Here is a 23,090-nt window from a genome sequence, read left to right on the forward strand (position 1 = left end):
CAACTCCCTAGGTGGTGAGCGGGGATGCGGGCGCGACGGCGGCCCGGTCCAGCACGTCCTCGATTCCGGTGAGCAGCCCTCGCACGTCCTCGGGCGTGGCCGCGTGGCGGTTGTACTCGGCGGTGCCGCCGATCTCGCCGTCCCGTTCCACGAGGCCGATGCAGGCGAGGGCGGCGGCCGGGTCGGGACTGTAGAGCTCCAGGTGCCGGGCGGGCGGCCCCGGCAGCTGGCCGACCTCGATGCCCGGCAGGTCCAGGGCAACCGCCGGGTAGTTGTGGAGGGCGAACAGGACGTTGTAGGGCGGCGGTGTTCCGTCGCCGAACAGGACGTCCACGGGCAGGCGTTGGTGGGCCAGCGCGTCGGCCACCGCGGCCCGGGTGCGGCGCAGCAGCTCGCGGAAGGTGGGGCCGCCCGCGAGGTCGAGCCGGATGGGCACCACGGTGGTGAACTGCCCGACGGCGCCCTCGAGCGCTCCGGCGAAGCGGCCGGCCGCCGGGGTGCCGATCACCAGGGAGGTGCGGCCCTCCTTGCGGGCCAGTACCACGGCCAGTGCGGCGAGCAGCGTCATGAACGGGGTGGCCCCTTCGGCAGCGCCCAGTTCCAGCCCGGCGCCGACCGGCCCGCGGGCGAGCCGTACGGGCACATGACCGCGTTCGAACCCGCCGGGCGCCCGGGGTGCGGGCGGCTCGGCGGCGAACACCGCCCGACGGCGGGCGAGTTCGGCGCAGCCGTCGGGTCCGGCCAGCCACCGGTGCTGCCAGTCGGCGTAGTCGGGGAACTGGAGGTCGGGCGCGGCCGGGCCCGCCGTGCCCTCGCGGTAGCCGGCCGCCAGGTCCGCGAGGAAGACCCCGGAGGACCAGCCGTCGAAGACCGCGAGGTGGGAGGCGAGGATCAGGACGTGCTCGTCGGGGGCGAGGCGCAGCAGCCGGAACGCGCTGGTGCGGCCGCTCTCCAGGTCGAGGACGGTGGAGGCGCTCTCGGTGCTCTGCAGGGCCACGCGTTCGGCCGCGGCCTGCGGGGTGAAGCCCGAGAGGTCGGCCCGGGTGAGCCGCAGGACCGGTTCCTCGTCCACGTGCAGCCGGGGCTGCCCGGTCGTGGAGACGGTGAGCCGGGTACGCAGCGCCTCGTGACGGCGCAGCACCCCGCTGAGGGCGTCCACGAGCCGCCTCGGATCGAGCGGGCCGGTCAGCCGCAGGGCGTGGGAGCCGGTGGCGACGGCCGGGTGGGTGCGCTCGCGGCGCCACAGCCGGGACTGGAGCGCGGTGGGGGGCACCGGCCCCGCGCCGGAGCGCGGGACCGGGTGGGCGGGTACGGACTGCCGGGCGGCCAGCATCAGGCGGGCGAGTTCGCGCTTCGCCTCGGGGAGCGCGGCGAGCGCTCCGTCGAACCCGGCCGGGTCGGCCATCAGGGACCTTCCGGGTGCTGGAGGGAGCCGAGGAGGGCGGCGGCCTCGTCGTCGCTCATGTTCTCGATCTGCTCGAAGACGGCGAGCAGCCGGTCCTGTTCGCCGGCGGCCTCGGCCTTGGCGGTGCGGACGAGTTCGGCCAGTCCCGAGACGGTCGGGCGGCCGAAGAAATCGGCGAGGGCGATGTCGATGCCGAAGAGGGCGCGGACCCGGGAGACCACGATGGTGGCCTGCAGGGAGCTGCCGCCCAGGGCGAAGAAGTCCCCCTCCACGTCCGGGTTCTGCCATTCCAGCAGCGGGGTGAGGATGTCCCGGCAGATCTGCTCCTCGACGGCGTCGCGCGGCGCGGTACCGCCCTGGGCCGACAGTTCGGCCGGCTGGGGCAGTGCGGCGGTGTCGACCTTGCCGTGCGGGGTGAGGGGCAGCTCGTCGAGGACGACGACGACCGGCACCATGTAGCCGGGCAGCCGGCCGGCCGCGTAGGCCCGCAGGCCCTCGGCGTCGGCGACCTCGGAGGCGTACGAGCCCACCTGTTCGACGGTGACGTACGCGGCCAGCATGCGCTCGCCGCCCGCCGCGGGCTGGGCCACGACGACGGCCTGCTGCACCGAGGGGTGGCCGGTGAGCACGGACTCGACCTCGCCGGGCTCGATGCGGTGGCCGCGCACCTTGAGCTGGCGGTCGGTGCGGCCGAGGAAGTCCAGGTTGCCGCCGGGCAGCCAGCGGACCAGGTCGCCGGTGCGGTAGAGGCGCTCGGTCTCGGGGCCGTCGGCGTAGGGGTTGTCGGCGAAGCGGTCGGCGGTCAGGTCGGGACGGCCCAGGTAGCCGCGGGCCACGCCGGGGCCGGCGACGCAGAGTTCACCGGGTACCCCGGGCGGGACCGGGCGCAGCCGCTCGTCGAGGACGAAGGCCTGGTGGCCCGGCATGGGGCGGCCGATCGGCGGGTTGCGGTCGTAGCTGCCGGTGCAGTCCATGAGCGTGACGGCTACGGTCGCCTCGGTGGGGCCGTACCCGTTGACGAACCGGCGCTCCCCCGCAGTCCATTCGGCGACGAGCCGGCCGGGGAAGGCCTCACCGCCCACCGAGACCAGCCGCAGGTCGGGCAGGCCGGCCTGGTCGAGCAACGGCAGGAGTGCGGGCGGGAGTTCCGCGACGGTGACCGCGTCCTCGCGCATCCGACTCTGGAGCAGGGCCGGATCGCGCCGCTCGTCGTCGGTGGCGATGACGAGCGAGCCGCCGGCGAGCAGCGTGGTGAAGATCTCGAAGACGGAGACGTCGAAGGTGAGCGGGGCGAACTGCAGGACCCGGTCCTCGGCCCGGATCTCGTAGGCCTTGGCGATGGTGCGGGAGAAGTGGGTGACCGAGCGGTGCTCGATCATGACCCCCTTGGGGGTTCCGCTGCTGCCCGAGGTGTAGAGCACGTAGGCCAGGTCGCCGGGGTGGGAGGTCGGCGCCAGGGAGGGGACCTCCCGGACGGGGGCCGCCGTTCCGGTGGTCACCAGCTCCAGCGGGACGGGCAGTTGCGCGGATTCGTCGACGAGGGCGTGCTTGACCTTGGCGTCGGACAGGACGGTGCGGGTCCGCTCGGCCGGGGCGGCCGGGTCGACCGGGATGTAGTGGGCCCCCGCCTTGAGCACGCCGAGGACTGCGGCGACGGCGGCCGGGCCGCGGGCCACGCATACGGCGACGGGGTCGCCGTGCCGGACGCTGCGGTCGCGCAGCCGGTGGGCGATGGCCTCGGACCAGCGGTCGAGGGCGGCGTAGTCGAGCCGGGTGGAGCCGTGGCGGACGGCGACGGCGTCGGGGTGGATGGTGGCCCGCTCGCGGAAGGCGCGGTCCAGGGTGGTGGTCCAGGCGGCCTCGTCGATCGGGCCGCCGCGGGACAGCTCGCGGGCGTGCCGGGAGGCGGCCGGCTCCTCGACCAGGCTGATGTCGCCGACCTGGAGGTCGGGGTTCTCGGCGACCTGCTCCAGCACCTGGCGGAAGGCGGCGAGCAGGGCGCCGGCCGTGCCGTGCCGGTAGAGCGAGGTGTTGTACTCGAGGGAGAGCTCCAGGCCGTCGTTCTCGCCGACCAGGAAGCTCATGTCGAATTTGGCCGCACCGTCGTGCAGTTGGTCCATGCTGAACTCGATGTCCGCGGCCTGCGCCCGGTGGGTTCCCCAGCGGCCGAGCGAGGTGAATTCGATCTGGAACAGCGGGTGCCGCAGCGGGTCGCGCACCGGGCGGACGGCCTCGACGACCTGCTCGAAGGGCAGCTCGCTGTTGGTGAAGGAGTCCATGACGGAGGCCGCGGTACGGGTGACCAGCTCGCGGAAGGTGAGCTGGTCGGTGACCTCGGTCCGCAGGGTGATCATCTGGACGAAGCAGCCGATGACCTGCTCCAGGTCGGGGTGCGGCCGGGAGGCGCTGGCCGTGCCGACGACGACGTCCTCGGTACGGGTCCAGTGCCGCAGCAGGGCGTTGAACGCGGCGAGCAGGGTGGTGAAGACGGTGGTGCTGTTGGCGTCGGCGAGTTCGGTGAGCCGGTCCAGCAGCTTCTGGTCCAGGGTCAGTTTCAGACCGCGGCCGTCACCGCGGGTCTCCGGGCCGCGCGGGTGGTCGGGCAGGACCTCGGTGGCCACGGCGCCGGCCAGGATCTGGCGCCACTTGCCCGCCAGCGCCCGGCCGTGCTCGTCGTTCTCCAGCTTGGCGCGCTGCCAGGCCGCGAAGTCCGCGTACTCGACGGCGAGCCGCGGGGCCTCGGGGCGCTTGCCGGCGGCGGCGGCCGCGTAGCTGGCGGTCAGCTCCTCGGTGAAGATCCGGGTCGAGCCAGGGTCCCAGGCGATGTGGTGGACGACCCAGAGCAGGATGTGCCGGTCCGCGGCGAGCCGCACCAGGTGGGCGCGGACGGGCGGGGCGGCGGCCAGGTCGAAGGGGGCGGCGGCGCAGGTGGCGGTGAGCTCGGCGAGTTCGCGGTCCGCGTCCTCGCTGCCCGACAGGTCGGTGCTCTGGACTCCGAGCACGAAGGAGGGGACGGGCTCCTGCCAGGGGACTCCGTCGATCTCGACGAGTTTGCTGTGCAGTACCTGGTGGCGGGCGACGACGGCGTTGAGCGCCTCGTGCAGGGCGGCCCGGTCGAGGGGGCCGCCCAGGCCTATGGCCAGGGCTATGTTGTTGCGGGCCTTGCCGGCGCCGAGCTTGTCGACGAACCACATCTGCTCCTGCTGGAAGGAGGAGCGGGACCGCGGTCCGTGGTCGGCGCGCTTCAGTTCGACGCGGCGGCCCACGCCGGCAGTCATCTGGTTGCGCATCCGGCCCAGCAGCCGGGAGCGCTGTCCCTGGGGCAGACGGCCGAGCCGTTCGGCGAGGTCAGACATGGGTTCCTCCGTTGCGGTGCAGGTCGGCGAGGAGAGCGGCGAGAACGTCGGGCAGGTGCTTGGCGAAGTAGTGGCGGCCCCCGGGGATCACGGCGAGCCGCACGTCGGCCGCGTACCGGCCCCAGGCGCGGTAGCCGTCCTCGTACCCCTCGGTCGCGTCGTCGGCGTCGCCGATGATGCAGGTGAGGGGCGTGGCCAGGGGTCGGTCGTAGCCGCCCGGGGTGCGGGCGAAGAAGCGGGCGGCCTCGGTCATGTCGTGGCGGACCATCCGCAGGACCGCGGTCAGGTCGCTGTCGTCGAGGACGCCGTCGAAGCCGTCCATCGTGGTGAGGTACGCGACGAGGTCGTCGTCGCCGGAGACGCGTTCCATCTCGAGGGCGTACTCGGGGTCCTCCTCCGGGAGGGCCGCGGCCAGGTCCAGGGCGATCGGGCGCTGCCCCAGCCGTTCCAGTACGTGGGTGGTCGCCAGCGCGGTGACGACGCCGGCGCAGTGGCCGTAGACCGCGTACGGTCCCCGCACGGTGCGGGCGATCTCCTCGGCGGCGAGTTCGGAAAACTCCGGGACCGGCAGCATCGGGCCGGGGCGCAGCGGGTCGTGTCCGGGCGGGGAGACGGCCAGCAGCTCGATGTGCGGCGGGAGCTGGGCCGCGAGCGGCTGGTAGGCGATGGCGTCGCCGCCGCCGTGCGGGAAGCAGACGAGGGTCAGCGTGGCGGTGCCGGCGGGGCGTTCGGGGGTGAGCCGGTGCAGCAGCCGGTGCTGCCGCGCTCCGGCCCCCGCCGCGCCTCCGGTGCCGCCTCCGGTTCCGGTGAGTTCGGCGGTGCGGGCGGCGAGCCCGGCCGGGGTCGGGTTGCTGAAGAGGTCGACGACGCGCAGGTCGCCGGCACCGCCGTCCGGCAGGGCGGTGGCGACGGCGCGGACCGCGCGCACGGCGGCGAAGGAGTCCCCACCGAGGGCGAAGAAGTCGTCGTCGGGCGCCACCTCGGGCACGCCGAGCACCTCGGCCCAGACGGCGGCGATCCGCAGGGCGACCGGGTCCCCGTCCGCGGGCGGGGCGGCGCTCGGGCCTGCCGCGGGGGCGGTCGGGCGCGGGTCGGGCAGGGCGCCCCGGTCCACCTTGCCGTTGGGGCTCAGCGGCAGCCGCTCCAGCAGGACCAGTTCGGCGGGCACGCAGTGCGGGGGCAGGACGGCGCAGAGGGCCGTGCGCAGGGCGGCGGTGTCCAGGTCGGCGCCCTCCTCGGGCACCACGTAGCCGACGAGCCGGTCGGAGCCGGCGGTGCGGCGGGCGGCCACCACGGCCTCGCGGACCCCGGGGCGCTCGCGCAGCGCGCTCTCCACCTCGCCGGGCTCGATGCGGAGCCCGTTGAGCTTGATCCGGAAGTCGGTGCGGCCGAGGAGTTCGATGGTGCCGTCGGCGCCGTAGCGGGCCAGGTCGCCGGTGCGGTAGAGCCGCTCGGTGCGGCCGGGCTCCAGTTCGACCCGGACGAACTTCTCCTCGGTCAGTTCGGGCCGGCCCAGGTAGCCGCGGGCCAGTCCGACCCCGCCGAGGTGGAGCTCGCCGGGCACGCCCACGGGGACCAGGCGGTCCTTCGGGTCGAGGATGTAGGCGAGCTGGTTGGCCATGGGCCGCCCGTACGGGAGCTTGGTCCACTCGGGATCGACCCGGCCGACGGGGAACTCCACCGAGTGGATGGAGGCCTCGGTCGCTCCGCCGAGCGCCACGAAGGACAGGCCGGGCGCGAAGGCGCGGATCCGGTCGGGCTGGGTGACGGGGATCCAGTCGCCGCCGAGGAACGCGGTGCGCAGCTTCGGCAGTCGGGGCCCGCCGGCGTGTTCGAGCTGGTCGGCCAGGAGGCCGAGGAGGGCGGGGGCGGAGTTCCACACGGTGACGCCGTGCCGGTCGACCAGGTCGGCCCAGTGGGCCGGGTCCTTGGCCGCGGCCGGGTCGGGCAGGACGAGCGTGCCGCCCGCCGCGAGGATGCCGAGGGTCTCGTACACGCTCATGTCGAAGCTGGGCGAGGACAGCGCGAGGACGCAGTCGCCTGGCCCGATGCCGTACGAGCGGTTGAGGTCGAGGATGTTGTTGACGACGCCGCGGTGCTCCAGGGCGATGCCCTTGGGCGTGCCGGTGGAGCCCGAGGTGAAGATGACGTAGGCCAGGTCCCGCGAGGTCACGGGGACGGCCGGGCGGGTCGCGGGCAGCTCGGCGAGCGCGGCCCGGTCGGTGTCGAGCAGCACCTGCGCGGTGCCGGCCGGGACGGGCAGGCGCCCGATCAGCTCCGCGTCGGAGACGACGATGGGCGGTGCGGAGTCCCGCAGCAGCAGCGCCAGGCGCTCGGCCGGATAGTCGGGGTCGAGGGGGACGTAGGCCCCGCCGGCCTTGAGGACGGCGAGGATCGCGGTGACCAGGCCGGGCCCCCGGCGCAGGCACAGGGCCACGGTCCGGTCGGGGCCGGCGCCGGCCTCGACGAGGCGGTGCGCGAGCCGGTTGGCGCGCTCCTCCAGTTCCCGGTAGGTGACGTTCCAGCCGCCGAGGCCGCCGAGGACCACCGCGGGCGCCTCGGGCCGCCGGTCGGCGTGCTGCTCGAACAGCTCGTGCAGGCAGGCGTCCTGGGGGAAGGGGGCGCGGGTGGCGTTCCAGTCGTCCAGGGCGGCCCGGCTCTCGTCCTCGGTGAGCAGGGGCAGAGCGGACAGCGGGGCGTCCGGGCGGTCGAGCGCTCCTTCGAGGGTGGTGAGGAAGTGGCCGAGGAGGCGGTCCACGGTCGCGGCGTCGAACAGGGCGGTGGGGTACTCGACGAGGGCGCGGACCGCGCTGCCGGTGTCGTGCACGCTGATCATGAGGTCGTACTTGGTGGCGTGCGAGGAGAAGTCGATGGGCTCGGTGCCGAGGCCCACGAGGCCCGGTGCGGTGTCGGGGGTCTCGTCGAGGAGGAACATCACGGAGGTGAGCGGCGGCCGGCTGGGGTCGCGGGGCAGTGCGAGGGCGTCGACGATCAGGTCGAAGGGCAGTTCCTGGTGGGCGTACGCCTGGAGCGTGGTGTGGCGGGTGGCGCGGACCAGTTCGGCGAAGCCGGGGTCGCCGCCCGTTCTGATGCGCAGCGGCAGGGTGTTGACGAAGAAGCCGATGAGTTCGCCGAAGGCCGGGTGGTCGCGGCCGGAGACCGAGGTGCCGACGACGATGTCCTCCTGGCCGGTCCAGCGGCGCAGGGTGGCGGCGAAGCCGGCCAGCATCGTCATGTAGAGGGTGGCGCCCTCGGACTTGCCGAACTCCCGCAGCCGGGCGATGAGCCGGGGCGGGAGGTCGATGTAGCGGGAGGCTCCGGCGTGGCCGAAGACGGGCGGTCTGGGCCGGTCGGTGGGCAGATCCACCGGGGTGGCGCCGGCCAGCTCCTCGCGCCAGAAGGAGGTGAGCCCCTCCAGCCGGTCCCCGCTGACGCGGCGGCGCTGCCAGGTCGCGAAGTCGGCGTACTGGAGGGCGAGCGCGGGCGCGGCCTCGGCGGTGGCTCCGGTGCGCGCGGCGTAGGCGCGCTCCAGTTCGGTGTAGAGGACGCGCATGGACCAGCCGTCGGTGACGATGTGGTGCAGGTTGAGGACGAGGACGTGGTCCTCGGCGCCGATCCGGCCGAGCCGGGCCCGCAGCGGGACGGATCCGGCCAGGTCGAAGGGGGCACTCGCGTCGGCGTCGTAGAACGGCCGGGCCGCGTCCTCGTCGACGAGTTCGGTCAGCGGCAGGGGCAGCCGGTAGCCGTCCACCACGCGGGGGACGGCCTCGGTGGCGCCCTCCTGGTAGGTGTAGACGGTCCGCAGCACCTCGTGACGGTCCACGATGTCCTGGAGTGCCGCGTGCAGGGCGGGGACGTCGAGCGGGCCGCGGATGCGGGTGGCCACCGGCACGTTGTAGGCGGGGCTGCCGGGCTGCAGCTGGTCGATGAACCAGAGGCGGCGCTGTGCGAAGGAGAGCACGGGCGGGTCGGCAGGGTCACGGGGTGCCGGATCGGGGTCCTCCCGTACGGCGGCGCGCCCGCCGGTGCGGCCCGTCAGGGCCTGGAACAGTGCCCGGCGGGACTTCGGCAGTGCGGCTATGCGTTCGGCGAGGGACTCGCTCACCTTGAGCCTCCGTGCGTCTTCGGGAGTCGGGAGAGGGATACGGCGAGGTGGCGCCGCGGGGTGCGCGGCGCTGGGCGTGCGGGTGGGTGGGTGGGGACGTGCGGGTGCGGGTGCGCGTGCGGGTACGGGCGTACGGGGTGGGGCGCGGGGCGCGGTGCGGAGTGGGCGCCGTTCGGCCGGCACCCACTCCCGCTCCCCCGTCGTGCGTCGATCAGGCGGTGATCCTGGCCTCGTCGGCGGCCGGAGATCCCTCCTCGGCCTTGTCGCCGGCGGGCATTTCCTTGATCTTGGCCACCGGTCCGGTGAGTAGGGTCAGGCCGCCGACGATGGTGACGGCACCGGCTACCGCGAGGCCGCCGGTCAGACCGATGCCCTCGCCGAGCGCGCCACCGGCGAAGTAGCCCAGCGACAGGGCGCCGTAGACCGCGGAGAGGGCGGTGCCGCTGACGCGGCCCATCTGCTCGTTCGGGGTGACCCCCTGGACGAGGCTCAGGACGTGGATGTCGAACATCGGGGAGACGAAGCCGATGACGGCCTGGACCACGATCAGTCCGATGAAGCCGCCGACCGCGCCGCCCGTCGGGACCAGGATGTAGCCGGCGCCGAGGACGACAGCGGTGATCACCAGGAGGCGTCCCACGGAGAGGCTCTTGGAGACGACCTCGGAGAGCACGGCGCCGACGATGACGAAGACCGACATGACGGCGAAGGCGATGCCGACCTGGCCGGGGCTGAGGTTCAGCACCTTGTACGCGTAGACGATCAGCAGGGCGTCACCCATCGCGGCACCGAGGTTGACCACGACGTTGGCGGTGAACAGGCCGCGCAGTACCGGGTTGCCGAAGAGGGTGCGCATGCCCTCCTTCATCTCGGCCTTGGCGGACACCTTGCGCTCTTCGGTCCGCTCACGGGTGTCGCGGTGACGGATGACGAGGAGGGCGGCCAGCGAGATGAGGAAGGTGAACGCGTCGGCGGTGATGGCGCGGGCGGCGCCGAGCACCTGGATGAGCGCGCCACCGGCGCCGGCCCCGACCGCTTCCGCGACGCTGCGGCTGATCTGGAGTTTCGTATTGCCTTCGATGAGGTTCTCGGTGCCGATGAGCTGGGGCAGCCAGGACTGGTACGAGACCTCGAAGAAGGTGGTGAGGACACCGGTGAGGGCGGCCACGATGTAGACGTGGGTCATGCTGACGGAATCGAGGGCGAACGCCAGCGGAATCGTGCCGAGTGCCAGGAAGCGCCCGAGGTCGGCGACGATCATTACGGTGCGCCGCGAGACCCGGTCCGCCACGAGCCCCGCGAAGGGGGCGAGCAGCAGGAACGGGAGGAAGCGCAGCGCGCCGAGCACGCCGACCTCCAAGGCTCCGCCGTCCAGCACCACGACCGCGAGGGTCGGTAACGCAAGAAGGGAGATCTTGTCGCCGAAGTTGCTGACGGTCTGCCCGAACCACAGGCGATTGAAATCGGAATGCCGACCGAGTGCCATGTCGACGTCCTTTTCTGATTGGGTACGGAATTGTCGGACGGCACTCAAGCTATGGACCCGGAGTTAGGGCCCGGTTATGAATTAGGGGACTATAGACCGCTTGTAGAGACGCTGTGAGTTCCGCTGGAGAACCGTGCGATGTCGGCGCTCTCGCGGGCGATTCCGGCGGCCACGGCGGGGCTGTGGGGCTCGGTCCCGGGGAAGGGCAGGGTCGTCACCGGGCCCCCGCGGCGGCCGCCCGACCAGGTGCCGACGGCCAGGCCGTCGACCAGCACGGTGGCCCGGATCTGCCCGCCGCCGGGCCATACCCGGCGTTCGTGGGCGGCGGGCACGGACAGGTCCCGGCTGCGGTAGCCGACGAGATAGTTGTCGTAGGCCGGCAGCAGGCGTACGTCTGGCTCGCCCGGGGTGGGCGCCGGCCCGGGCGCGGTGTCCCGTACGGCGGCCCACGCGCTCTTGCCCGTGGAGGCCTTCAGCCCCGACCAGTGGACGAAGTCCAGGGCGTCGCAGGGCCCGTACGCCGAGCGGTAGCGGCGTACGAGTTCGCGCTCGGCGGCGGCTCCGGTGAAGGGCAGGGGCCCGGAGGCGGGCAGCCAGTCGTCGAGGAGGACGAAGGTGGCCTCGCCGCCGCGCTGCGGTCCGTGGCAGATCCGGCCGGCCAGGGCGGCCCGGCGGATCAGGTGGAAGGCGGACTGACCCTTCGGCTCCACCCCGAGGGTGGTGAGCCGCTCGGTGAGCTGGGCGCGCGTCAACGGCCCCTCGTCGGCGATCGCTTCGGTGATGAGCCGCTCCGAGCGGACGCAGAGGGACTCGTCGAGGCCGAGTTCGCGCAGCCGCCGGGCGGCGAGCGCCAGGTAGAGCGGGCCGAAGAGGTCGAGCAGCCAGCGGGCGTCGGCGGCCGGCACCAGGTGGAGGGTGCCGCGCATGAACCAGCCGCGGACGGCGCTGCGTTCGGTGTCGGTGGCCCGGCGCACCGCCTCCAGGGTCAGTCCGCGGGCCCGCGCCCGGAGCCCGAGCTCCGCCGCGGGCAGGTCCTGGGCCTGCACGGCCAGCACCCGGTCGAGGACGGCGGCGACCGACTCCTCCCGGACCTCGCCCCCGATCGCCTGTGCGCGCGCCCTGAGCAGCCGGTCGGTCGTAGGTCGTTCCACGTGTCCAGTCTTTCAGCCGAGCAGCCGAAGCCGCATCTCCTCGCGGGCCGCCACGCATCCGACGACCCGATCGTTCCCCCAGTCCAGCAGCCGCCAGCCGCGCCAGCGGGGCGGCCGGCGCCCGTACACGGGAAGGTCGAGGCGGGCCGCCCCGTCGAGCGTGGCCGCCCCGACCTTGACCAGGGACTCCTTTCGTACCCACTGGCGCAGGAAGGCGCGCCTTGGGTCCTCGGCCGCCCGTACGGCGGCCAGTTCCTCCTCGTTGCAGACGGCCTCGGCCACCCGCTGGTCCAGCGGGTGGCCGTCGAGTATCTCCACGTCCACGCCGACAGGGCCGGGGGCCGCGGCGGCCGCGACCCAGCCCCGGGCGTGGGCGAGGCTGACGCCGGTGCCGGGCGCCTCGAGGAGCCGCGGCCGGCCGTGCGGCCGGTCGCAGCTCCCGCAGCTCTGAACGACGGTGAGGCCCTGCGCCGGTCGGCCCAGGAGCCGCCCGGCGCAGATCCGGACCAGTGCGTGCGCGGCCAGGAAGTCGTCCCGGTCGCCGGCCGACCGGAGGGCGCCGGCCCGGTCCAGTTCGGTACGGGTCAGCAGCTCCCGTACGTCCCCGGCCGCGGCCAGCACCGCTCCGGTCGGCCCGGCCAGCGCGAGGCCGGCCGGTGCGGGAGCGGCCATCAGCGCTTGCGGCGCAGCACCGCGTAGTAGCCGGGCAGCCGCAGGGCGTCGGAGTCCGACTGCGGGTCGATCGCGTGCAGTTCTATCGCCTCGTCCTCCACGACCTCCCAGGCGTCCGCGCCGAAGGCCTCGGCCAGTTCGGGCCGGGTGAAGCGGTGCGAGTGCCGGACACCGGCCGCCTCCAGCGGGCCGACCAGGTCCTCGGCGCGGCCGCGCTTGCCGCCGACGAAGCCGAGGTAGCCGAAGGAGTTGCTGGAGTAGTCGGGCTCGTGGACGATCAGCGTGCCCCCGTCTCCCAGCAGGCGGTCGGCGACGGCGGCGAGCCGGGCCCGGGCCTCGCTGTCCAGGACGTGGAAGACACCGCGGACGAAGATGTTGTACGGCCCCTCCCCCAGGGCGGCGGCCTGCTCGGCGTCGGTCATGTCGATCGCCAGGTAGTCGACGTTCGCGACGCCCTCGGCCTCGCGCTTGGCGTGCTCGATGGCGCTGGCCGAGACGTCGACGCCGATGACCGAGGGGTAGTGCGGGGCGAGTTCGCGGCTGTAGCGGCCGTTGCCGCAGCCCAGGTCGATGACCGGCAGGCCGCTGCGGAAGTGGCGCCGCGCCTGGCCCAGCAGCCAGTGGAACTCCTCGCCGCTGTCGGCGTCCCAGATGACGTCGCCACCGCGGCCGGTCCGCCGGATCCCGGCCCAGTACCGCTCCCAGGCGTCGCCGGTGTCGCGCTCCTGCGCCTTGCCCGGAGCGGCGCCCTCGTCGCCGGGCGGCGGGGAGTGGCGCTCCCAGACCTCGTCCTCGCCGAGGGCCTCCAGCAGGCCGGTGAACTCCTCGAACATGGCGTCGATGAGGCCGTCGGGGTAGACGGCGGGCAGGAAGTCCCAGTTGAAGGTGAGGCCGTCGGGCTTCTCGAAGACCTGGAAGTCGAGGGAGACCTGCGGGGTCTGGGAGATGCCGTAGACGGGTGCGCCGAGTTCGGTCTCCTCGTACTGCGGCGGGTGGCCGGCCAGGCTGGTCATCACCACGGGCATCGCCGGGGCGAGGGAGCCCCGCAGCTTGGTCAGCTCGCGCAGCACCTGCACACCGCTGAAGTAACGGTGCTCCAGGTCGGCCCAGAGCCGTCGCTGGACGGCCTGGGCGCGTCCGGCGAAGGTGTTCTCGCTCTGCTCGACGGCGAGCAGCAGGGTGGTCGTGGTGTCCGCGAGCAGGGCGTTGACCTGCGGGTGCAGCGGAAGGCGGTTGAACAGCGGGAAGTTGATGGTGAACCGGGCCTGTCCGGCGGCCCGGCCGAGGACCTCGGCGTAGGCGGCGGCCAGTACCCCGGACGGGGTGACCTCGCGGGCGTGGGCCCGCTCCTGGATCCGGGTCCACAGCTGCGGGGACACGACGTGGCTGCGGCGCTCGAAGCGGACCGGCAGCTCGGGGGCGTCGGCCGGGCGGTCGGGCAGTTCGGGGGCGGGCGGGAGAGTGGCGAGGCGGTCGCGCCAGTACCACTCGGAGCGGCGGTAGAGCTCGCTGTCGCGCAGCGAGTTCCCGACGGCGAGGACGTAGTCGCGGAAGGTCAGCTCCAGCGGCGCGAGCTCCGCGCCGGGCTCCACGTAGTAGGTGACCAGGTCCGGGATGAGGACCTGGAAGTAGCTCCAGGCGTCGGCGACGAGGAAGTCCAGGCAGAGGTGGATCCGGGCCCGGCCGCCGCCGAGCAGGCTGATCCGTACGTCGAACAGCGGCCAGCTGTCGCCGTCGAGGACCTGGTGGGACAGCCGTTCGCGCAGCTCGGCCAGCTCGGCCCGGCGGGCCTCCTCGTCGAGGCCGCCGAGGTCGGTGACGGGGATCTCGTAGGCCGGGATCTCCTCGAAGACCTGCTGCGTGCCGTCGGGCAGGACGCGGGTGCGCAGTGCGTCGTGGCGTTCGACGAGCCGGCGCCAGGCTCCCTCGAAGCGGACGACGTCCAGCTGCTCGCTCTCCCACTCGAAGTAGCCGTGGCAGCCGACGTTGCCGAGCTCGACGAGTCCGCCGCGGCCGATCCACAGCGCCTGCTGGCTCTCGGTGAGGGGGAAGGGCTCGAAGCGGGCAGAGGGCTCCGGGACGATCGCGGGGAGTCCGCCGAAGGAGCCGCGGCCGCCCGTGCGTTCGGTGGTGACGAGGCTGGCGAGCTCGGCGACCGTGGGGCAGGTGGAGAGGTCGGAGAGGCTGAGCTCGACGCTGTAGCGGCGGCGGATCTCGTCGATCAGCTGGAAGGCCAGCAGCGAATGCCCGCCCAGCTCGAAGAAGTTGTCGTGGATGCCGACGCCGTCGGTGCGGAACGCCTCGGCCCACAGTCGGCCGATCCCGTCCTCGACCTCGTTGCGGGGGGCCTCGTAGCCGGCGCCGACCGCGTCGCGGCCCTCGGGGGGCTCGGGCAGGCTGCGCCGGTCGACCTTGCCGTTGGGCAGTCGCGGGAGCACGGGCAGGACGACGACAGTGGCGGGGACCATGTAGTAGGGCAGGGTGCGGGCGACCTCGGCGCGCACGGCGGCGGAGTCCGGTTCGGCCGAGCCGGCCGGGGAGACGTAGGCGATGAGCCGCTTGTCGCCGGGGCCGCGCTCCTGGGTGACGACGACGGCCTCGGCGATCTCGTCGAGCCGTGCGATGTGCGTCTCGACCTCGCCGAGCTCCACGCGGAAGCCGCGGATCTTCACCTGGGAGTCGGACCGGCCCAGGAGTTCCACGGCGCCGTCCTCACGGCGGCGGGCGAGGTCGCCGGTGTCGTAGAGCACCGGGTGCGGGTCGTCGGCAAGCAAGTTGGGGTGGAACTTCGCGGCGGTGAGCTCGGGACGGCCGTGGTAGCCGGCCGCGACACCGGCGCCGGAAACGTGCAGGCGGCCGACCTCGCCCTCGGGCACCGCGCTGCCGTCCTCGTCCAGGAGGTGGACGCGGAGGTTGGCGATGGGCACGCCGACCGGGACCTGGCGGGTGGCGCGGACCTCGTCGGAGGTGGCCTGGCTGGTGAAGTCGATGCCGGCGCCGAGGTCGAGGCAGGACAGGACGTTGGTGGTCTCGGTGGTGCCGTAGGTCATCACGACGCGGAAGGGGGTGTCGACGGGCGGCCAGCTGTGTACGCGCTCGGCGGTGGTCACCAGGATCCGCAGCGCGGTGCCCACGGGCCACTGGAGTCCCCAGGCGGGCTCGGCCAGGGCGGCCACCAGCATGGTGTGGGTGATGCCCTCACCGACCAGCCAGTCGCGGATCTGCTCCGGGGTCTGCGCCTGCCCCGCCTCGGGGATGTGGATGGCCGCGCCGGCGGGCAGGTACGCCAGCCACTCCATGATCTGGACGGCGAAGCCGGGGGTGGACATCCAGGAGGCCCGGTCGCCGGGCCGGACCCCGTAGGCGCGGGTGGTCCAGTGCACCAGGTTGGTGAGGGCGCCGTGCCGCTCCAGGACGGCCTTGGGGGTGCCGGTGGAGCCGGAGGTGTAGATGAGGTGGCTGACGGTGTCGGGACCGGTCACGACGGCGGGCGCGGTGTCCGCCAGGCCCTGCCCGGCCGTGGCGACCTCGGCCCGGGGGACGTCCTCGGGTATCCGGCGGCCGAGGTCGGCCGGGGTGAGGACCAGCAGCGGGGCGGCGTCGGCGATCATCGCCGCGAGCCGGTCGTCGGGGTTGACCGGGTCGAGGGCGACGATCGCGGCGCCCGTCTTGAGGATGGCGAGGGAGCCGATGACGTACTCGGCGCTGCGCGGGTAGCAGAGGCCGACCCGGGTGCCGGCTGCGGCTCCGCGGGCGATCAGCGCGTGCGCCAGCCGGTTGGTGGCGGCCTCCAGTTCGGCGTAGGTCCAGCTGCGGTCGCCCTGCGCGAGGGCGGTGGCCCGAGGGGTGCGGGCGGCCTGTTCGGCGAGGAGCTGCGGATACCCGGTCGCGGGGAACGCGGCGTCCGAACGGTTGAAGTCGACGAGTGCGGTGGTCACAGTGCGGGCCCTTTCTTACTTCGCGAAGGCTCGGCTGCGCAGCAGCCGCACGGGGAGACTGTTGATCCCCCAGGTGAAGTTGGACGAGTTGAAGGTGACGGGTCCGGCCGGTTCGAAGCCGTCCAGCACACCGAGCATCTCGGTGAGCAGGGCGCCGAGTTCGAAGCGGGCCAGGCGCGCGCCGAGGCACAGGTGGCGGCCGTGTCCGAAGGCGACGTGCCGGTTGGGGCGGCGGTCGACCCGGAAGGAGTGCGGGTCGGCGAAGACGTCCTCGTCGCGGTTGGCCGAGACGTTCCACAGCGTCACCCGGGCTCCCTCGGCGATGGGGATCCCGTTGATCTCGGTGTCGCGGACGGCGGTGCGCAGGGCGTGCACCCCGGGGGTGGTCCAGCGCAGGATCTCCTCGACCGCCGGGGCGATGCCGTCCTGGCCGAGGCCGCGCAGCAGCCGCCACTGGTCGGGGTGTTCGGCGAACATGTGGACCGCACCGGCGGCCGAGTAGCGGGTGGTCTCGTTGGCGCCGGAGAGCACTCCGTTGAGATTGAAGACGATCTCGTGATCGCTGAGCGGCCGTTCGACGCCGTCGCCCTCGTCCACGAGGGTGTCGTGGGCGATCTGGCTGACCAGGTCGTCGCCCGGGCGGACCCGGCGCTCGGCGAGCAGCTCGATGAAGTAAAGGAAGATCTCCGAGTGCGCGTTGGTGCGTACCTCGTCGTCCGGGGAGTCGAAGGCGTCGGTGGTCAGGGCCCCGATCCAGGCCCAGTCGGCGCGCGGGATGCCCATCATGGCGCAGACGACCCGGTTGGGCAGCTGCTTGGCGAGGTCGATGAAGTCCAGTTCGTCGCGTTCGACGGCCTCGGCCACCAGCTCGCCGACCACCTTGTCGACCATCGCCTCCAGCCGCGGCATCTGCTGCGGTCCGAAGGCCTGGTGGAGCGCCCGCTTGAGGCGGGTGTGGTGGGGCACGTCGGAGACGATGAGCATGCGCTGGGCGACGGCTGCGACGGCCGCCGGGTCGCTGCCGAGCCGCATCCCGCGGGCCGAGCTGAAGGTGTCGCTGTCGGCGTACACCTTCATGATGTCGCGGTGCCGGCTCAGCGCCCAGAAGCCGCCGTCGTCGCTGCCGGGTTCGGGGTGCCAGTGGACGGGCGAGTTGGCGCGCAGCCAGGTGAAGGTCGGCCAGAAGTCGTTGCGGCCGAAGGGGCCCGGGTCGAGCAGGTCGATCTCCATCTCAGGCTCCTCGCAGGCTGAGGGGGCGGGTGTCGGGCCATTGGGCGTCCACGAAGCCGGCGCACTCGTCCTCGGTGCCGTCGAACCCGGCCGGCGTCCAGCCGTCGGGTGTCTCGCGTGTGGCGGGGTACAGCGCGTACTGCCCCTCGTGGTTCACGAGAACCTGGTGGGTGGTGGGCACGGTGTCCTCCGGGCTCGGGCGGGCGGGCGGTTGTGGGCAGTCGGGCGGTCGGGCGGTCGGGCAGGCAGATATCCGGTCAGGCGCCGGTCGTGGTGCGGGCGGAGGCGGGGGGATCGGAAGCGGCGCCCGCGCCCCGCAGCAGGACCGTCAGCTGGTCCAGTACGGGCTGCGGGCGGCGCAGTACGGCGTGGTGGCCGCCCGTGGTCGTGTGCCGGGTGAAGGCGGCGGTGGTGACCGCGGCCCAGCCGTCCAGGTCCCGCGAGCTGACGGTCTCGTCGCCGTCGGCCCCCCAGGCGTGGACGGGCGCGGCGAGCCGTACGCCGGGCTGGTGGACGTAACTCAGGGACAGCTGGGCGTCCTTGCGGAGCATCGCGACCATCAGGGCGCGGGTGTCCTCGTCGAGGAGGCGGGGGTCGAGGTCGGCCGTGTCGAAGAGCTTGTCCAGCTCCTCGCCGTCGTCGACGATGCCGCGGCCGGCGCCGTCCCAGTGGCCGGGGGCCCGGCAGCCGCTGACCACCAGGGCCCGCGGGGCGACCCGGCGGGAGACCTCGTAGCCGAGGAGGCCGCCGAAGCTGTGGCCGAAAACGATCAGCGGCCGGCTGTCGGCGACGATGTCGCGCAGCTGCGCGGCGATGGCCTCCACGGCCTCGTCGAAGGTCTCCGGCATCGGCTCCCGCCAGCGGTTCTCCCGGCCCGGTAGCTGTACGCCGTACACCTGAGCGGTGCCCGCCAGCGCGGGCTGCCAGGAGCGGAACTGCTGGCAGCCGGCGCCGGCGGGCGGCAGGCAGAGCAGGACGGGCAGGGTCCGGTCGGCGGGGTCGTTCGTCCAGGTGGAGATCCAGGCGCCCATGGCTCAGGCCCCTTCGGCGGCGGCGTCGTCGGCGCCCGGGTCGACTGCGGGGGCCTCCCGCTCGGCGGCGAGCCGGTCGAGTTCGGCGGCGAAGTGCGCTGCCGTCGGCTCGGCCAGCAGCGCGCCGAGACCGACACGCAGTCCGGTGATGCGGCGCAGTTCCGACACGGCGCGGGCGGCGGCCAGGGAGTGGCCGCCCAGATCGAAGAAGTCCGCGTCGGGTCCGGGGATCTCGGTGGCGAGCACATCGGCCCAGACCGTCATCACGACGCGCTCGCTCGTGGTCGGGCCGGCGCCCGGGGCCACCGCCTGCCCGGCGGGGGCCGCTTCCGGAGCCGCCAGGGCCGCGGCCAGCGCCTCGCGGTCGGCCTTTCCGGTGCTCAGGGTCGGGATCCGGTCGAGCACCCGTACGGTGCTGGGCACCGCCGCCGCGGGCAGCTGCTTGCGGCAGCGCTCCACGACCAGGGCGGCGAGGCCCGCCGGGTCGGCGCCCGGGGCCGCGACCACGGCGAGGCCGAGGGTCTGTCCGGAGGCGAGCGGACAGCAGGCGGCGGCGACGACCTCGGGCAGCTCGGCGGCGATCCGTTCCACCTCGCCCAGTTCGATGCGGTGACCGCGGATCTTCACCTGGTCGTCGCGGCGGCCCCGGTACTCGAGTTCACCGCTCGGGCGGCGCACGACGACGTCGCCGGTGCGGTACATGCGCGTGCCGCCGCCCTGGAAGGGGTCGGGCAGGAAGCGGCTCGCGGTGAGTCCGGGCCGGCCCCGGTAGCCGCGGGCGACGGCGGGGCCGCCGAGGTGGAGCTCGCCCTCGGCGCCGACGGGCACCGGGCGGAGCTCCTCGTCCAGTACGTACGCCCGGTAGCCGGGCAGCGGTCGTCCGATGGTGCTCACGTCGTCCCCTCGTCGGCTGTCGGCCCAGGTCGCGGCGATGGTCACCTCCGTCGGCCCGTACACATTGAGCAGCCGGCGGCCCCGGGCGAAGCGTGCGGCCAGGGCGGCCGGGCAGGCCTCCCCGGCGACCACGACCACCTCGGCGGAGTCGATCCCGCCGCCGTGGGCGGCGAGCAGCGATGGGGTGAGGGACACGGTGCGCAGGCCGGCGGGCAGGGGCTCGCGGCCCTCGGCGGCGGCTTGGCGCAGCCCGTCCAGCGAGAGGTCGGCGAGGGCCACTCCCTGGCCGTGCGTCAGGTAGAGCAGGGTGCACCAGAGCCAGCCGTCGAAGGCGGGCGAGACGGCGTTGAGGCCGAGACCGCCGGGCGGCAGCCCGAGTCCGCCGAGGGCGTCGACGAAGGTGTCCAGGCCCCGGTAGGTGACCTCGACCCCCTTGGGGCGGCCGGTGGTTCCCGAGGTGTAGACGAGGTACGAGCAGCTGTCGGGGGCGGGTACGGACACCTCGAGCGGCCCGGGGGCGCTGCGGCGGATGTCGGCGGGGGCCAGCAGGGTGAGCCCGCCGGGCTCCAGGCCGGTGGGCACCTCGGGGGCGACCAGGACGGCGGCCCCGGCGTCGCCCAGGACGCGGCCGAGGCGCTCGACGGGGTGCGCGGGGTCCAGGGGGACGGCGGTCGCGCCGAGGCTCCAGACCGCGAGCAGGGCGGGCACGCTCTCCCGGGACCGGCCGAGCAGCAGCCCGACGGCGGTCTCGGGGCCGACTCCGGATCCGGCGAGCGCGGTGGCGTACCGGGCGGTGCGGGCGGTGAGCGCCGCGTAGGTGAGGGTGCCGTCGAAGGCCTTGACGGCGGTTTCGTTCGGCTGTTCGCGCGTCCACCGTTCCAGGCGGGCGAACAGCGGCGGGAGTGCGCCGTCCGCCGGTGCGGCGGGGGCGGGTTCCGCCCGGGCCGCGCGGGGCGGTGCGTCGTCGGCCGGTACGCCCGGGGCGGTGGCCCCGGCGGACTCGGCGTGCCGGTCGGTCATCCGTCGTTCCTCTCGGTGTCCGCGGGGCGGGCGGCCGCGGTGGCCCGCAGGCGCGGCCCGACCACCTGGCCCCCCACACCCTGCGGGAGCTGCATCGACTTGGTCTCCAGGAAGGCCTCGAGTCCGGCGGCGCCGCACTCGCGCCCGATGCCGGACTGCTTGAACCCGCCGAACGGGGCGGCCGGGTTGAACTGGCCGCCGTTCACGTCCACCAGGCCGGAGCGGAAGCGTCGTGCGACCCGCTCGGCGCGGCCGCCGTCGCCGGACCAGACCGCGCCGTGCAGCCCGTAGCGGGTGCCGTTGACGATCCGGACGGCCTGGTCCTCGTCGTCGTAGGGGATGACGCAGAGCACCGGCCCGAAGATCTCCTCCTGGCCTATGGTGCTCAGCGGGTCCACGTCGGCGAAGACCGTCGGCCGGACGTAGTAGCCGGTGTCCAGTCCGGCGGGCCGGTCGGGGCCGCCGCGGACCAGGCGGCCGGCGCCCTCCTCGATGCCCCGCCGGATGTAGTCGGTGACACGTGCGTGCGCGGCGGCGGACACCAGCGGACCGAGGTCGGTGGCGGGATCGCGCGGGTCCCCGGTGACGTAACCGGCCATGGCCTCGCCGGCGAGGGCCACAGCCTCCTCCTGCCGCTCCCGGGGCACCAGCAGCCGGCTCCACTGCAGGCAGGTCTGGCCGGTGTTGAAGAGCATCTGGTCGACGGTGGCGGCCACGGACGCGGCGAGGTCGGCGTCGTCGAGGAGGAGGCTGGCGTTCTTCCCGCCGAGTTCGAGGTGGACGCGCTTGACGCGGTCGGCGCCGAGCGCGGAGACCTCGCGGCCGGCCCGGGTGGAACCGGTCAGGGAGACCACGTCGACCAGCGGGTGGGTGACCAGGGCGGTGCCGACGGCCGCGCCGGTTCCGACCACCATGTTGAAGACACCGGGCGGCAGATCGGCCTCGGCGATGGCCTCGGCGAGCAGCCGGGCGTGCAGCGGGGTGATCTCGCTCGGCTTGTGCACCACGGTGCAGCCGGCCGCGAGCGCGGGGAGGATCTTCTGCACGGTGAGCAGCAGCGGGGTGTTCCACGGGGTGATGCACGCGGCCACTCCGGCGGCCTCGCGCACGACGAGCGAATGGCCGACGCGCTCCTCGAAGGTGTAGGAGGCGGCGGTCTCGACGCAGTGCGCCGCCATGCCGAGGGAGAGCCCGACATGGGTCTGGCGGGCCATCCGGGCGGGCGCCCCGACCTCGGTGGTGATGATCGCGGCGAAGCGGTCCGCACGGACCTCCATGGCCTCGACGACCCGGCGCAGCAGTGCGGTCCGTTCTCGCAGCGGGGTGGCGGCCCAGCGCGGGAAGGCGGCCGCGGCGGCGCGGGCCGCGAGGTCGGCGTCCCGGGCGGTGCCCGCGGGCACGGTGGCCAGGGCGCGCTCGGTGGCGGGGTCGGTGACGACCAGGCGGCCGTCGGCGTCGGAGGCGACCCAGGCGCCGCCGATCCACTGGTCGGTGTAACGGGGCGGCAGGGCCGCCGCGTCGGGCTCGGCCCCGGACGCTCTGGAGTCCTGTGGCTCGGTCGGCACGGTCAGCACGGTCACGGTGGGGTCCTCACTCGGTCACGGGATCACGGGCTCGCTGAACAGCTGGGTCGGTGTCACGCGGTCGCTTGGTCGGCCGCGCGGGCCAGGGCGGCCACGGCCCGGTTGTCGGGCCTGGCCCGCCGTACGGGGCGGGCCAAGGCGGTCGTACGGACCTCCGCGCTCCAGGCGGGGGTCCCGGCCCGGCGGGCCGCGGACCGCAGCGCGCGGACGGTGGCGGGCGGGGCTCCGGTCACGGCGGAGGCGGTGGCAACGGCGGCGCGGGCGGCGGCCGGGATCAGGGTGCCCAGCAGCCGCTGGGTCTCCGGTTCGGGCGCCACGGCCAGCTCGTCGCGCATCCGGCGGGCGCACAGCTCGTACCAGCGGCGTACACAGGCCAGTTCACCGCGCCGGCCGTGGGCGGCCATCAGCGCGCGGTAGGTCTCCTCGTGGTGGCGGTCGATCTCCAGCGTGCGCCGGCACACCTCGATGAGCTCCACGAAGTCCTCGCGGTCCTCGGCGTCGGCGCGCAGCACACCGAGGGCCCGCAGCGCGAGCGCTCTGAGGTACTCGCGCTGTTCGACGACCCAGTCGGCGCTCTCGCCGCGCAGGAACTCGCCGCCGTAGAGGCCGAGCGCCGCCCGCAGCCGGGTCCGGGCGAGCGGGGCGTCGCCGGCCGCGGCGGCCCGCAGCCCGCTGTGCACCTGTTCCTGGAAGCCGTCGAGGTCGGACCAGAGGCCCGTGATGTGCAGGACGTAGCCGAAGTCGCGGTAGACCAGGCTGATCCCGGAGTCGCCTGGGCGGTCGGGGTGGGCGTCGAGCACCCGGCGCAGCGCGTGGGCGGCCACCTTGAGGGAGCTGCCCGCGGCGGAGTCGGCGCCGGGCCACAGGGATGCGTAGAGCCGGTCGCGGGTGAGCATCTGGCCGCGGTGGACGACGAGGTACTGGAACAGGCCACGGGCCTTGCCGGCCCGCCAGCGCTCGACGGGGGCACCGTTGACGGTCAGCTCGAAGTCGCCCAGGAAGCGGACCCGTACCGCCGGCCCCGCCGGCCCGTTCGCTGCGGTGGTCATCGCGTCCTCCCGGTGGTTTTCAGCCTGCCGCTCTGCCTGCGAGGAGTGTGTCCGGGGGGTCTACGACGGCCCTACAACGGCCGGATCGCATCGGTGTAGAGCGGTGATAGGGCGGCTTTCGACACTGATGAGCACGACCACCCGAACCCCCGAACCGCCGAATCCGAAAT

At 74.1% G+C, this 23,090-nt stretch carries 13 protein-coding genes; all 13 read right to left on the reverse strand.

What is annotated here, in order from left to right; genetic code table 11:
• Nucleotides 1-7: 7 nt before the first annotated feature.
• The 13 genes from ACIQZO_RS17640 to ACIQZO_RS17700 all read right to left on the reverse strand — a co-directional run bounded on the left by ACIQZO_RS17640 (nucleotide 8) and on the right by ACIQZO_RS17700 (nucleotide 22,920).
• The gene (locus ACIQZO_RS17640) at nucleotides 8-1,405 is read right to left on the reverse strand and encodes a condensation domain-containing protein (protein WP_403626856.1); all 1,398 of its coding nucleotides are present in this window, start codon (nucleotides 1,403-1,405) and stop codon (nucleotides 8-10) included.
• The gene (locus tag ACIQZO_RS17645; protein ID WP_403626859.1) at nucleotides 1,405-4,761 is read right to left on the reverse strand and encodes an amino acid adenylation domain-containing protein; all 3,357 of its coding nucleotides are present in this window, start codon (nucleotides 4,759-4,761) and stop codon (nucleotides 1,405-1,407) included. Before ACIQZO_RS17645 ends, ACIQZO_RS17640 begins: the two co-directional genes overlap by 1 nt.
• Complete coding sequence (locus ACIQZO_RS17650) at nucleotides 4,754-8,866, reverse strand: amino acid adenylation domain-containing protein (RefSeq protein WP_403626861.1); 4,113 nt, start codon at nucleotides 8,864-8,866, stop codon at nucleotides 4,754-4,756. Before ACIQZO_RS17650 ends, ACIQZO_RS17645 begins: the two co-directional genes overlap by 8 nt.
• 211 nt (nucleotides 8,867-9,077) lie before the next feature.
• Nucleotides 9,078-10,352, reverse strand: coding sequence for an MFS transporter (locus tag ACIQZO_RS17655; protein WP_403626864.1), 1,275 nt, complete (start codon nucleotides 10,350-10,352; stop codon nucleotides 9,078-9,080).
• 89 nt (nucleotides 10,353-10,441) lie between these two features.
• Nucleotides 10,442-11,503 (reverse strand): winged helix DNA-binding domain-containing protein, encoded by a 1,062-nt coding sequence (locus ACIQZO_RS17660; RefSeq protein ID WP_403626867.1) that lies wholly within the window; start codon nucleotides 11,501-11,503, stop codon nucleotides 10,442-10,444.
• A gap of 12 nt (nucleotides 11,504-11,515) precedes the next feature.
• Nucleotides 11,516-12,175 carry a 4'-phosphopantetheinyl transferase family protein gene (locus ACIQZO_RS17665; RefSeq protein ID WP_403626870.1) on the reverse strand — a complete coding sequence of 220 codons (660 nt, stop codon included), beginning with the start codon at nucleotides 12,173-12,175 and terminating at the stop codon, nucleotides 11,516-11,518.
• Nucleotides 12,175-16,113: an amino acid adenylation domain-containing protein gene (locus ACIQZO_RS17670; protein ID WP_403626873.1), complete on the reverse strand. Its 3,939-nt coding sequence runs from the start codon at nucleotides 16,111-16,113 to the stop codon at nucleotides 12,175-12,177. Before ACIQZO_RS17670 ends, ACIQZO_RS17665 begins: the two co-directional genes overlap by 1 nt.
• A gap of 15 nt (nucleotides 16,114-16,128) precedes the next feature.
• A complete protein-coding gene (locus ACIQZO_RS17675) occupies nucleotides 16,129-17,343 on the reverse strand; it encodes a cytochrome P450 (protein ID WP_403626876.1) in 1,215 nt (404 codons plus the stop codon).
• Between the two features lies 1 nt (nucleotide 17,344).
• Nucleotides 17,345-17,638: an MbtH family protein gene (locus ACIQZO_RS17680; RefSeq protein WP_403627038.1), complete on the reverse strand. Its 294-nt coding sequence runs from the start codon at nucleotides 17,636-17,638 to the stop codon at nucleotides 17,345-17,347.
• Nucleotides 17,601-18,374: a thioesterase II family protein gene (locus tag ACIQZO_RS17685; protein ID WP_403626879.1), complete on the reverse strand. Its 774-nt coding sequence runs from the start codon at nucleotides 18,372-18,374 to the stop codon at nucleotides 17,601-17,603. The genes ACIQZO_RS17680 and ACIQZO_RS17685 overlap by 38 nt, the downstream gene beginning before the upstream one ends.
• Nucleotides 18,375-18,377: 3 nt before the next feature.
• The gene (locus tag ACIQZO_RS17690) at nucleotides 18,378-20,288 is read right to left on the reverse strand and encodes a non-ribosomal peptide synthetase (RefSeq protein WP_403626882.1); all 1,911 of its coding nucleotides are present in this window, start codon (nucleotides 20,286-20,288) and stop codon (nucleotides 18,378-18,380) included.
• Nucleotides 20,285-21,796 (reverse strand): aldehyde dehydrogenase family protein, encoded by a 1,512-nt coding sequence (locus ACIQZO_RS17695; protein ID WP_403627040.1) that lies wholly within the window; start codon nucleotides 21,794-21,796, stop codon nucleotides 20,285-20,287. Before ACIQZO_RS17695 ends, ACIQZO_RS17690 begins: the two co-directional genes overlap by 4 nt.
• Before the next feature lie 128 nt (nucleotides 21,797-21,924).
• Complete coding sequence (locus ACIQZO_RS17700) at nucleotides 21,925-22,920, reverse strand: BTAD domain-containing putative transcriptional regulator (RefSeq protein ID WP_403626885.1); 996 nt, start codon at nucleotides 22,918-22,920, stop codon at nucleotides 21,925-21,927.
• Nucleotides 22,921-23,090: the final 170 nt, after the last annotated feature.

It is taken from the genome of Streptomyces sp. NPDC097617 (assembly GCF_044761485.1).
Lineage (GTDB): Bacteria > Actinomycetota > Actinomycetes > Streptomycetales > Streptomycetaceae > Streptomyces.

Bases quoted from the DNA above. Each gene is read 5' to 3' on its own strand.
- ACIQZO_RS17640 (WP_403626856.1), bottom strand. From the start codon at position 1,405: ATGGCCGACCCGGCCGGGTTCGACGGAGCGCTCGCCGCGCTCCCCGAG.
- ACIQZO_RS17645 (WP_403626859.1), bottom strand. From the start codon at position 4,761: ATGTCTGACCTCGCCGAACGGCTCGGCCGTCTGCCCCAGGGACAGCGC.
- ACIQZO_RS17655 (WP_403626864.1), bottom strand. From the start codon at position 10,352: ATGGCACTCGGTCGGCATTCCGATTTCAATCGCCTGTGGTTCGGGCAG.
- ACIQZO_RS17665 (WP_403626870.1), bottom strand. From the start codon at position 12,175: ATGGCCGCTCCCGCACCGGCCGGCCTCGCGCTGGCCGGGCCGACCGGA.
- ACIQZO_RS17675 (WP_403626876.1), bottom strand. From the start codon at position 17,343: ATGGAGATCGACCTGCTCGACCCGGGCCCCTTCGGCCGCAACGACTTC.
- ACIQZO_RS17685 (WP_403626879.1), bottom strand. From the start codon at position 18,374: ATGGGCGCCTGGATCTCCACCTGGACGAACGACCCCGCCGACCGGACC.
- ACIQZO_RS17690 (WP_403626882.1), bottom strand. From the start codon at position 20,288: ATGACCGACCGGCACGCCGAGTCCGCCGGGGCCACCGCCCCGGGCGTA.
- ACIQZO_RS17700 (WP_403626885.1), bottom strand. From the start codon at position 22,920: ATGACCACCGCAGCGAACGGGCCGGCGGGGCCGGCGGTACGGGTCCGC.